The sequence below is a fragment of the Acinetobacter sp. SA01 genome (genome assembly GCF_011319235.1).
In the GTDB taxonomy this organism is placed as follows: domain Bacteria; phylum Pseudomonadota; class Gammaproteobacteria; order Pseudomonadales; family Moraxellaceae; genus Acinetobacter.
Window position 1 is genome coordinate 72,134 of sequence record NZ_WXXM01000006.1, and the last position, 12,701, is coordinate 84,834.

The window sequence follows — 12,701 nt, forward strand, 5'->3', positions numbered from 1 at the left end:
TACCGTATTTGATTTTTAGCGCTACAACCAGAATTCAATAGTGGTCATTTCAGCCAATCATTTTTGTAATAAATCGCCTAATTGTGCATATAAAAAAGCCCTGTAGTCTCTCCCAAAACTACAAGGCTTAGCGGCTGTAAGTTTCCTCTTTATACTTACTTCATTGTAAGTTCGCTGTCTTTCGGCATTATTATTATGTTATGGCGATTTTACCCAACTTTCCGTGTTGAGCTTTTTATGTGCAGCCATCATCTCAAAAACATTCCTAAAGCTCTATGCGCCAATTTCTCGAATTGATGTAAGCAATTTCGTACAAATCTTTAAATTATTTATTTACGATTAACAATTTAGCAAATTATTAATTTTATCTAATACTCCGCTTTTTCTTATGGTTCTAATGGTTAAGGCTTGTACAAAAGCCTCTTGATCAGCCAGCACACTCACTACTTTTTTGGCACGGGTAATTGCGGTATACAGCAATTCTTTACTGAGTAAATTTTTCGCAGCCTCATCCAATACCACTGCGGTATGGGTAAATTCCGAACCTTGTGATTTATGAATGGTCAGTACAAATGCCGTTTCAATACTTTTCGGCAAGCGGGTCGCAGGTACCCATTTTTCCAAACTCGGGAAATAGACTTCAAACTGTGGCTGTCCATCGCGGCTACATTTAAAACAGATCCCAATATCCCCGTTCGACAAGCCCAGTTGATAATCGTTATAAGTCATCATCACTGGTCGACCAACATACCAATCGCCTTGCCTGCTCATCTGTAACGATAAAACCTCCAGTAAGCGCTGTTCAATCTGCTGGTTCAGCTGACCTAAACCGAAGGCACCATGACGAATTGCCGCCAAAATCCGGTAATCATCAAAAGTCTTGATCACCTGTGCTACCCAAAGCTCAGGTTCATCGGCGGTTAAATAGCTTTTCAGCACTTCAATATAGGGGTGATAGCCCAACATCAGTTTGTCGTAATACTCGGTCCGGTCAAATTGCCCGGTCAAATGAGCAGGAAGATATTCAAGTTGGATCTGATCTGCCATTTCTGCCTGCAATGCCACCGCATGGATTTCACTGGGCGCAACCACTTGCTCTTTAAACTGTTCCAGCAATGCTGCGCTGGTTTGCACAGCTTGCTGGGTCTGAATGAATTGTGCCATTTGCCCAATCAATGCTCCTGCTTTAAAACGGCGACTGTTGACCAAATTGACCCGATTTTCAGCCAGAGCCGGGACTTGCTGTAAATCTGCCAATACCGAGCCGACATCGACTGCGGCCAACTGATCCGCATCGCCCAGTAAAATGAGCCGGGCCTGATCCGGCACTGCCGACAGCAACATGTTAGCCAAACTTAAGTCCAGCATGGAGGCTTCATCCACCACAATCACGTCATAGGGCAAAGGCTGCTGGGCATGAAAACGTGGCTGATAACTACTTCCTAGCCCCAATAGACGGTGAATGGTGATGGGATTCAGCTGCTTTAACTCATCCGTCACCAGGTCTTGCAGTTTTTCATCATTCAGCGAGTTTTGTAGCGCTTCTTTCATGCGCTGTGCAGCCTTACCGGTCGGCGCAGCCATGGCAATCCGGATATCCGGCATCGCCTGATTCAGCACGGCAATAATTCGCGCCAAGGTATAGGTTTTCCCGGTTCCCGGTCCGCCAGTAATGATATTCAGTGCCTGCTTCGCCACCATCTGCAAAGCCTGAATTTGATAGGGGTCAGTGAGTAAATCGGGATAAGCTGCAAGATCAACAGGGGGAATAGTTTGCTGTTTGAGACGTGCCACTTGCTGAGCCAAGGACTGCTCCAATGCCCAGTAGCGATACAAATATAAATACTGCTGATCAAAAACAAAAGGCGCGATATTTTGCTCGACATTTTCAGCCAAAACCACTAAATCATTCAGTGTATCGGCTTGCGCCTGAGTTGCAGAAATACAACTGTCGCCGTGTTGAATCGCTTGCAGAACCTGTTCAATAATATCGCCGCTATTTTCCTGCTGTGCTGCATGACTAAACGGCTGCTGGCGAATAAACCGACTCCAAGTGCTGATCCATGCAGCGCTTTGATCATCTTTATATTGTTTATTTTCCACACAGTTATCCTCAAAGTTATCCACAGCTTAATCTATTGTTTACAAGCCATTAAATTTAACAAATCAGGCAATTTTGCTGCTTTTATCTTCAGCAAAACAGCCCAAAATAGCATCAAGCCGCAGTATAAATTCGGCCTCCGGCTTCCAGTGATAAAAGCCCTGTTCCGCCTGTCCGTTCATGCCGCGCAAATACAGATAACTTGCGCCGCCCAAATGTTTCTCAATGTCATAATCCTGCAGCTGTACCGTTAAATAGCGATGCAATGCGACCAGATATAAACCGGCCTGTAGCCAGTAGCTAGCCTGCGACATACTCTGCTGAATTTCCCCATCCAGATAGTGCGATTGATCAGTGCCTAAAAAGTTACTTTTATAATCGGCAATGTGATAACGCTGGCCATCAAAATACACCAGATCGATGGAACCGGTGAGATAGCGCGCAGAATTGGCCGGGTTAAAATCCAGCATCTCTATGCCGTGTTCTGCATAGAGCTGATGAATCCTCTGTATCGCCAAGACATGATCGGATAAAGACAGATAAAACGGAAATTCTGCCAGATATTCATGTTCATTCAGCTGATTAAGCTGAAAATCCTGATGCAAAGGTGTCGTTAACACCTCGGCTAGCCATTCGCCCATCCAGCCAATCAACTGTTCTTCATCGACCTGCTGAAACTCCTGTTCATATTTTGCCGAAAGTTCTTGCCATAAGCCGGGATAGTCATTTTTAAAACGGCGGCGAATTTCCAAAGGCCAGTCTTGCTGATCTTTAAAATCAATATGTTCAAAAATTTCGTGCAGGAATGTTCCCGCCACTGTGCCCATCGGGAAATGGCGCTTGATCCAGGACAGCGGTTGATTGTCCACAGTTTCAATCGGCTCAACTATATGCATTTCATCTGCGGCACTCGGCATTTGCTCGGTATTCACCGCCAAAGCATCCATGGCCTGTTTACGGCTTAAATGCTGGGCCAAGGCACTGAAACTGGTTTTGGAACGCGGGTAAAAACGCTGACTAGGAAATTGCAAAGCCTGTAAAGGCAAAGGTTCGGGTTGATGTTTGGCCTGCAACTTCACCGGTCTTTCAATCAGTAATGCTTCTTCAGCACTGGCAGGATGCGCAAAGTCTTGCCCACGCCAGAAAGCCAAACCATGACTGGACTTGCCTTCCTGATCCTGCAACAGAGCATAAACTCGATGGCTGGCCCGGGTCAGCGCCACATACCAGAGTCGATGCTGCTCTGCCACGGCACGGGCATTGTGCTGATCAATGGCGTTTTGATCGAGCAAATGCTTGTCATTCACCGCAACCACACGCTGAATATCCACTTTCCCGGTCACCGGATGCACATGCTCAACGGTCGAAAAATTCAGGGTTTTATTATTTTCACTAGGTTTTTTATCAGCACCCAATAAAAATACAATTTTAAATTCCAGTCCTTTGGACTGGTGAATGGTCATCAGTTGCACCCCTGCCTCATTGGACAGTTTGCGTTCCAGTTCCCACTCACGTTCCGCTGGAGATTGCAGCTGTTTCAGATACCAGTGATAAAGCTTTTGCGCGCCCTGATACTGTTCACTGTGCTGACATAATAATTCGGTCAGATGACGCAGATTAACCACACTGCGTTCATTATCACGACTTTGGGTAGCCACCAGGTTTTTCCAGACCTGAAATAAATTCAGACAATATTGCCACGCGGTTAAAAAGCCTTTTTGCAGCCACATTTCCCGAATGCAATCAAAGTCGTAAATGAACTGGCTCAAACCATCGGTCTGGGCTTCAAGCTGTATCAATTGCTGCAAATTAAAGCCTAATAGACGGCTGAGTAAAGCCCGCTTGATTTTGCCTTCGTCATAAGGATGCATAATGGCTGCCAGTACCGCCCCAACATCTTTGGCAATAGCATGATCAAACACACTGCGTTTCGATGGACGATTGACCCGAATGCCCAGACGTTCCAATTCATACTGGGCTTTATCCAGACCATCATGGTTTTTCGATAAAATTGCGATGTCATTTTCAATCAGATATCTGGGACCAGTTTTTTCCGCCAGATAGAGTTTTTCTTCAATGCCCTGATTGAGTAAATCACGAATTTTCCAGGCGACCTGAATCGGCTCGTCCTTTTTATCATTCAGCAACAGCCAACGCAGCGGTTGATGATTTTCACCCTCTGCATCGATGAGTGCCGGATGAGGACGCGAGCCGGCTTCAACTGGGCTATAAATCACCTCTTCACCAAAGTCCATCTGCCGCTGAAACAGGGCATCCACCGCCTGCACCAGCACTTTAACCGAACGGTGATTATGGCACAGGCTGTATTGCCGTCCCTGTTTGGACAGCACATCGGCACGGGCTTTGTTATAGGTCAGCATGTCGCCGCCCCGGAAACCATAAATGGCCTGTTTCGGGTCACCGACCATGATCATGCAGCCCTGCATATAGCTCTTCTGGTCGCGCCAGATCCGGGCCAGCATATTGTCCTGATCCTGATTGGTATCCTGAAATTCATCCACCAGAATCAGGGGATAACGTGCCTGCACAAACTTGGCAAAATGCAATCCCTGTTCACCTTGCAAGGCTTCTGAAAGGGTACGAATTTGCTGGGCAAAAGTGGTTTCGCTTTTTTGCTGCAGCACTTGCGGCAAGCGTTTTTTGACTTCTTTACTTAAATAAAACTTCAGATAGGCATCCAGCAAATCCAGATCCAGATTGAGCTTGGACAAAGCTTCGCAAAAACTTTTTAGCGCTTGCATCACTGGGTGCTGTTCAAACTGATGCAACACCTCTTCTGCACATTTATTCAGAACTTTTTTGGTCGCCAGATCGGTCAGATTTTTCAGGGTCGTTTCAAAATGCGGGGCAAATAAGGCATAGCTGCGCTGTTCAGCCAAAGCCTGAATAAAAGCCGGTAAATCCTCACACAGCGTGTGCTGCATCAGGCTATCAGTGCGCCATTTTTTGCCAATGACCGAATGATACTGACCATCTGCGGAATAATATTCACTCAAGCCGGCAATCAGGCTTAAATCCAGCTGGATAAACTCATCCACCAACTGCTCAAACTGCTTTAAATCCAGCTCGGGTGCCTGCACTTCCTGAAACTGTGCCGAAGCAAAGTTCAGGCTATTTTCCACTACTGGCACATAAGCTTCCTGTGACTTCAACTTTTGATTCAGCAGCAAATAGTCCACCACATTTTGCGGTTGGGACTGAATCCATTCACGCAGCACATCGTGAATCAGCTGGTAGGTATAGCTTTTAGCATCATCGGTAATATCGGCACGTTCAATTTTGCCACTTTCAAAGGAAAATTCACGCAACAGCTTTTGGCTGAAACTGTCCAGTGTACCAACAAACAGTTCATCCAGCTGGTCAATCACCAGTTTTAAACGTTCCCGGGCAAAATCCACTCGCGTCGCATAGTCACTCAGCACCTTTTGAAATAAGGGGTCTGTTTCGGCGGCAATTTTGGCCTGAATTGCAGCCTCGGTCAGGGTCTGACAGCGTTCAAAATAACGCAAGGTTTCTACCAGACGTGCCCGAATACGGTTTTTTAGTTCTGCTGCAGCGGCACGGGTAAAGGTGGTGGCAATCACCTGATTGGGCAGATATGGCCCGAGAAAAATCCGCACCATCAGGCTGGACAGGGTAAAGGTCTTGCCAGTACCAGCCGAAGCCTCAATCCAGTGCAGGCCCTGGAATTGCATGTCGACAATCGGGTTAAAAGACATTTGAGTTAATATTTGGGGAGAATTCATCTTATTTTTTATTCTTCAATGGCCTGTTGATGCATAAACACCGGTTGATAGAGCTGATAGGAAAATTGTGCGCAGGCATCTTCCAGCAATGCGGTTGCATCCTGTTCCTGTAAAATAAACTGCCAGTCGCGGTGCATTTGGTTAGCTTCGTTATCCACCACAGAAAAGCCGCTGAACTTGCCATCTTCATGCCAGTCTTTATAGATTACATCCATATCGTCAATACACATCTGGTTCTGCTCATTGGCTTGCCAGTTATGCTGTTTGTCTTTCTCAGCAATTTTAAGCAGCAAGGCCGCAGGCAACACCAGCGGCTGGCTTTGTCCATATTTCCAGGCGGCTATCCAGTGATCCAGCCATTCACGGGCTTTATTGGATGTCACGCCATGACACAAGATGGTTCGGTCACTAAACACCACAATCCGCGCCAGTTTTTCGCCACCATCACCCAGATTCAGGTAGGCCAGCCAGAGTAGATATTCCAGCCAGACTTTGGCACGGCGCTTGGCACGCGCGCTTGAAGCATCCAGACTGACCCATTTAGCTGCGCCATTTTTCGGCAAATGAATGTTCATATACATGTGATCATTCACCTTCCACACCTGCTGTGTGGTCGGGGTCACTTCAGGGGCATATTTCAGCAAGCGGTCTTTTAAACGCTGCTGTTCCACCAGACTCATTTGCCAGCTGCTTTGTTGCAGTTTGCCAATTGGCAGCTGATCCATCAGCAATTCAGGTTGAGCCGTCCCCTCCTGTTTTTGCAGGAACTGGCGCACGGCATAACGCCCTAAACCATCCAGTAACAAAGGTTCCTGCACAGCAGGCAGATCTTCAGGGCGCAGGTTTTCCACACCCAATGTTTTTAAATATAAACGTGCCGGAAAGGTCACATCCTGAATCCATTGATGACTGTCCAGCACCAAGACATCCTGCTGCAAATGTTGATACGGCATATTTACCCAGGATGAACGCTGTCCGGTGGCATGACGAATCTGTCCCGCCACACAGAACCACTGATCCTGATAACGTACCGGGCGGGCCGCTTCAAAGCCCAGTGGATCAAAAGGTAATAAGGGATGCACATGATACAGCGAGCGTAGTTGTTCAGGCACCTCTACACCGCTGATGATTACCGTTTCATCGGCTTCCGCATCAGGCCTTTTGTTCTGCACAATATAGGCCAGATGCTGTACCAGTTCCTGCACCACGGTGGATGGATCACGCACTTCACCATCATTAATGTCGAAGCCGTTATAAAACAGCCACAGGTTGTCCTGCGCCAATAGCAAGTGATCTAAAAATGCCCCCTGATCATCTTCCAGACGGGAACGGTCGCCGAGCTGCGGTTTGAGCAAATCCATCAAATCAAAAGGCAAATGCTGGCTACGGTTGGGAAATTTGCCGCTGTCCAGTCCCAACATCACAATCAGTTTATAGGGCACAGGGCGAATCTGTCCGATCTGACTAAAGGTAATCTGCCCGGTCGGTTCGGCATGGTCCAGCTGCATTTCCAAGGTATTGTTAATTTCGGCCAACAGATAAGGTAAAGGCAGGCTTAAACTTCGCAAGGCATGATGATCCTGCTCATCATAGAAACTGGCCAGTGTCAGCATTCGTTCCTGTTTTTTGATGATTTTATACACCGTCGATAAGGACTCGACGCCCGTTTCTTCAAACTCGGCAAGATCCTGCATCAGGCGTTTTAGCCACTGTTCCACCGCTACATTTTGGCCTTGCTCATGCGCAATCATCCAGTCGCGGCGTGCATCAAAATCCTGATAAATCTGGATCAACTTGCCAATCAGCTCAAAATCGCTGGGCAGGACTTGGGCAAAACTGAGCGTGCTCTGAAACAGGCGATGTTCAGGAATGGCAATCCCCAAGGCCAAACGGTCGAGCGCAAATTTAAAACTAAAACGATAGTCTTCATCGCCTTCGCACAGGCTACGCTTTAAATGCTCGGCATCCAGCCCACGTTTAAAGCCGGCATCAATCAGTAATTCCGTGATGCGTTCAATGGCGTTGACATCTAAGCCATAGTACTGCTGGGTCACGCTTAAACTCAGCCAGTCGGCAAAATCTTCAATACTGAAACGCCCCTGAATGAGTTCAATCCGGCCCAATACCGCTCGCCAGGCATTCAAGGTATCCAGTTGTGCCACACCGGCAATTTGAATGGGCAGATATACACTGTCTTTGGACAGTTGATGACTACTGCCGGTTTTGTGCTGGATCAGGTCACGTTCGCTGGGCGGCGGGGCAAATACGCTGCGGATCAGCGGTTCCAGCTCGCTTAAACTTGGACTAAGGACCAGAATGTCACTCGGCCAACGCGGTGCTTCTTTGGTGCCCTGTGCCAGCCAGTGAATCAGTTGCTCTTTTAAAACTTCCAGTTGGCGCAAGCTGGAATGGCAAACATGAATTTGAATGGAATCATCCTGTTCATCCAGTACATATTGATGCTGCTCCGGCTCCACCAGATATAAGATATCGGACTGGATTTTACCGAGCAAATTATCTTTATATTCATCCACAAAGGCATCTGCCCAGACCCCATCTTCCCCCGAAGATAAATTCGATAATAGGGAGAAATGATCACGTGCCTGCTTGCCAAAACGGGTCAATAAAGGATGGCGTGACTCACGCTGTTCTGCATTGAAATTTAAAGTAAATTCCTGAAAGAACTGTTCAATATCGGCATCACTGGCTTTGGGGTTTTTGGCAATAAAACGTTCTTTGACCCGCAGGTCGTAACGTGCTTTCCAGTTCGGATCGACACTGTCGGCCCAATATTCCTGTGACGGGTTATAATGCAGAATATAAATATCAAGGTACTGCCCCAAACGGCGTAAAAACTCCAGCTGCATGGGAGGCAAATCCAGCAGGGTAAAAATTACCAGTTGTTGTGGCAATTTTTTTAATGCTGCCTTGCGGGTCTCAGGATCACCCAAAACTTCCCAGAACATAGCATCAATACTTTGCATCTGTTCAAAGTCTAGATGAAACACTTCCTGCCACAGCCAGCGCTGCCAGGCTTCCAGTTCACGGGCCTGATTCAGGGTAAATTCAGAAATATCGCTATTGGTTTTAAAGAACATGTCCTCAATCGGAAGCTCTTTATTTTGTCCCCAAGCCTGCAGCCAGTTGCTCGGACAGCTGCACATATTGGGAGGGCAATTTTTCTGGCAATGCCCCCGATATTCCATGTAATGGCTAAACAGGCGTGATACCTGTTCTGCAACCCAATACAGCATGCCCTGCTTTTTCAGCTGCTTTTCAATGCCCTGTTCCAAACGGTCGGCGCTGTCATAAATCCGCTGGACGATGGAATATAAAGGATGATCAAGCTGTAAAGAATTTTTTTCGCCCTGAATAAAGGCTTTTAATGCCTGAAACACGCGCCACTTGATAATAATTCGTGGAATATTGGCTTTACGCACCTGCTCTTTTTGATCGACCAGCACCCATTGATAGGCTGACCATTGGAAACCACGAATCCGGTGATGAAACTGGGTATTGGCACTAATGCCTTTTTGCTCTGCCAGCTTTTGGGTCAGCCAGGCTTCAACTGCATGCGAAGGCACAATAAAATGTTGGGTTTGCAGCACCTGAAAAGGTGTGGTGGCAGGCTTATTCACGGTCGTCAGCATGGCGTGCACCAGCACGTCTATACGCTGACTTTGAATCACATGAATGGCCATGACTGCATTACCCCAATATTTTTTTCAAAAATGAAACGCCTACAAAAGCATAAAGATTATTTACTATACAACGGCGTCTGTCTATGTCAGTTTTAACTGCACATTAGCTTTAAAAAGGCTTTGAAATTCACACCTTAATGATGGTTGAATAGAACAAATAACACGAAATTTAAGGTATTTACATGATGAAAATAGATAAAATTCCAGACTCAATCGATCCTCAGTTAAATTTGGAAAGCATTCGGGCAGAATGCCTGGAACTTGTCAAAAAACGCGCTTACTGTTCTGCAGGTGCAGCCGTCATTCCAGTTCCATTTCTGGATGTGGTTATCGATGTCGGAATTTTGTCACAACTCATTCCGGAAGTGAATGCACGTTTTGGTTTGGCTCCGGAACAAATCAGTGTCTATGACCCGGAAACCAAAAAAGTACACTGGCATGAACTGCGTAAACGAGGGGTAGAATTTTCCGGCTTGGTGGTGGCACGTACCGCAGTGAAAAAATCCCTCAACAATGTGGTAGCAAAGGTCATCACCAAACAGGTGACTAAATTTATTCCGCTAGGTGGTCAACTTGTTGCTGCAAGTTTAGGCTACATTGTGATGAAGAAAGTCGCCGAAGCTCACGTAGAAGACTGTTACAAAATTGCCAAAGGGATTCAACAAAAACAGCAAGCCCAAGCGGCGAGTTAATCATACCCCGATCTATTAATAAAAAATTCCGCTTGCGGCTGAGAACCTAATTGGTTCTCAGCTGTTTTAAAATGGTTCTGAGTATTTCCAAACGTGCGGTATTTTTGTCATCGTTGGCAATAATATGCCACGGTGCATAAGTGGTGCTGGTATGTTCGAACATATCCGCAGCTGCATCCAAATAAGCATCCCATTTTTCCCGATTGCGCCAATCCTCTGGAGTGATTTTAAAGCGTTTGTTTGGCGTCTCTTCACGGGCTTTAAAACGGGCGGCCTGCTCATCCTTGCTAATCGCCAGCCAGAATTTGATCACTACGGTTTGACTATTGGCCAGATCCCTTTCAAAACGGTTAATTTCATCATACGCCCGCTGCCACGCATGCTCACTGACCAGTCCCTCCACTCGTTCCACCAGCACCCGTCCATACCAGGAACGGTCAAAAATCCGGATGTCTTCATCGGTCTGCAACTTGGTCCAGAAACGCCACAAATACGGATGACGCATCTCATATCGTTCAGGAGCCGAAATACTATGAATGTCATATTCCCGCGGATCAAGATTTTTTACCAGCCGTTTGATGGTACCGCCCTTACCTGCCGCATCCATACCTTCAAATACAATAATGGCTTTACGGTCATCAAAACGTAGCGCCTCGGCTACTTTTACCGATAGTTCTTTCAGCTCTTTTTTATAGTCTTCTTTGGTCGTGGCCTGATTTTCTGGATGCAGTAACAACTCTGGAACAGGCGCCTGTTTCCATTCGGTTTCTACTTCTCTCAAATGCTCCGGACAGTTTTTCATAGCCGCCAAAATGATCTGTGCAAATTGTTGATTACGTAATTTTTCATCCTCGCAATCAATGATGTTCCAGTCCTTGGTAAAACGCTGGCTGAGCTTTTGCAAACTGTCGTACTGCTTTTTATTACGCCAGTCCAGACCATGTAATTTATGCCAGCGCACTTCATGGGGATCCAGATTATCCATTCGCTTCTGCAAAGATTTCCAGGACAGGTCAAACCAGACCTTCACCACATCGACATGATTATTTTTTAAGTCCTGCTCAAAAGCCTGCATATTGGCAATATAGGTATCAAACTGCGATTCATCCAAAGGCTTGGATACATGCAGGGCGGTGGCCAGCAAATCACTATACCAGTTGCCAAATAACACCATGAGCTGGCCTTCGGCAGGAATAAAGCTTGCATACGGCTGCCAGTAGGTCTGTGTGTTATTGAACATGTTGGCGGCATCAGCCTTAACCAGTAAATAACGCGGGTCGACCCATTCACGCAGCTGCTTCACCGCCTCTCCCTTTCCAGCCAGTTCAATGCCATTGACCAGCACCAGTACGCTTTTGGCATTACTCTGACCACGGGTATTTCTTAACTGATATTGTGCTTCAATCAAATTCAGGGAAAGTTCATCTTCATCCAGCAGCAGATTTTTTGTTTTTTTCAGTGTCATCTTTTCCCCTATCCTTTTTTCTAAATTTCAGTCTATTCAAGCATAATCCCAGACTGAATTTGAACACATAGTGTTTATGTTGCTCAGAATTGCTGCGATTCTCGGCAAACTGACTTAATTTAAACCATTTTTCTTGCTGTTTGTCATAGCGACTTTGCCCGTCTCGCTCTAATATTTAGCCATCTAAAAAATAATAGAGACACAGCATGTCTAAACTGGCTGCATTGGATGATCTTTTAGAATTGTATTATCAATTGAATTATCATCAAAATCCTGACATTTTTCGGCGCCTGCAAGATGTACAGGCCTGGCAAAAACAGCGCATGCAGGCCACCCATAGTAAACAGTTTGCTGAAAAGCAGAATGTATTGATGTCAGAGTATTTTCTGAACCGTCTCTATGGCGGTCCAGATTTTGACGCACTGGCTGAGCAGATTGCCCGCTTGATGAAATATGCACACAAGGCTGAAAAGCTGATTCCTGAAAATGCAGTGAAAACAGGTACATCAGGGGTATCTTTAGCCATTTTAGCGGTACAGCTGGATGAACAGGTGGCCATGCAGCTACTTGAAGATTATCATCCGCACGAAGCTTTAAACGATGAGATGATGCGTTTGACTTATCTAAAACTCGATCAGGGGCAGTCTCGTTTAAAACAGCTGGATTTACTCGACCAGCTGGGTTTTAGCCTGGATAAATACATGCGCTCGTTTATGGTTCAGACTGCATTTAAAATGTGTAAGGGAGCAGCCAGCAAATATAATTTCAACATCATGTATGAATTTATGCAGGATGGCTTTTTGGCCATGAAACCGTTAAAGTCAGCTGAGAAATTCGTGAAGGATTTTACCGCGGTTGAACGTCAGATTATCCATAAGGTTCACGCAGGCGATCCTCACCCGTTTCAGTAAATTATGTTGTGATGGAAATAACAAATTGCGCAGTGAATAAAAACACAGAGCAGATTTTATGTAT

At 46.1% G+C, this 12,701-nt stretch carries 6 protein-coding genes; 2 read left to right on the forward strand and 4 right to left on the reverse strand.

What is annotated here, in order from left to right; all coding sequences use genetic code 11:
• Positions 1–339: 339 nt before the first annotated feature.
• From recD to GTU69_RS07660, 3 genes are all read right to left on the reverse strand, one after another.
• Positions 340–2,103, reverse strand: coding sequence for an exodeoxyribonuclease V subunit alpha (recD, locus tag GTU69_RS07650; RefSeq protein WP_346764471.1), 1,764 nt, complete (start codon positions 2,101–2,103; stop codon positions 340–342).
• 63 nt (positions 2,104–2,166) lie between these two features.
• Positions 2,167–5,868, reverse strand: coding sequence for a UvrD-helicase domain-containing protein (locus GTU69_RS07655; protein WP_166169503.1), 3,702 nt, complete (start codon positions 5,866–5,868; stop codon positions 2,167–2,169).
• A gap of 8 nt (positions 5,869–5,876) precedes the next feature.
• On the reverse strand, positions 5,877–9,569 hold the full coding sequence (locus GTU69_RS07660) for an exodeoxyribonuclease V subunit gamma (RefSeq protein WP_166169505.1): 3,693 nt from the start codon (positions 9,567–9,569) through the stop codon (positions 5,877–5,879).
• Positions 9,570–9,754: 185 nt separating this feature from the next.
• Here GTU69_RS07660 and GTU69_RS07665 point away from each other — a divergent pair, with 185 nt between their 5' ends.
• Entirely contained in the window at positions 9,755–10,261 is a 507-nt protein-coding gene (locus tag GTU69_RS07665; RefSeq protein WP_166169653.1) for a hypothetical protein, read from the forward strand.
• Positions 10,262–10,307: 46 nt separating this feature from the next.
• Here GTU69_RS07665 and GTU69_RS07670 read toward each other — a convergent pair whose 3' ends face one another.
• Entirely contained in the window at positions 10,308–11,726 is a 1,419-nt protein-coding gene (locus tag GTU69_RS07670; protein ID WP_166169507.1) for a phosphate--AMP phosphotransferase, read from the reverse strand.
• Between the two features lie 206 nt (positions 11,727–11,932).
• Here GTU69_RS07670 and GTU69_RS07675 point away from each other — a divergent pair, with 206 nt between their 5' ends.
• A complete protein-coding gene (locus GTU69_RS07675; RefSeq protein ID WP_166169509.1) occupies positions 11,933–12,637 on the forward strand; it encodes a hypothetical protein in 705 nt (234 codons plus the stop codon).
• Positions 12,638–12,701: the final 64 nt, after the last annotated feature.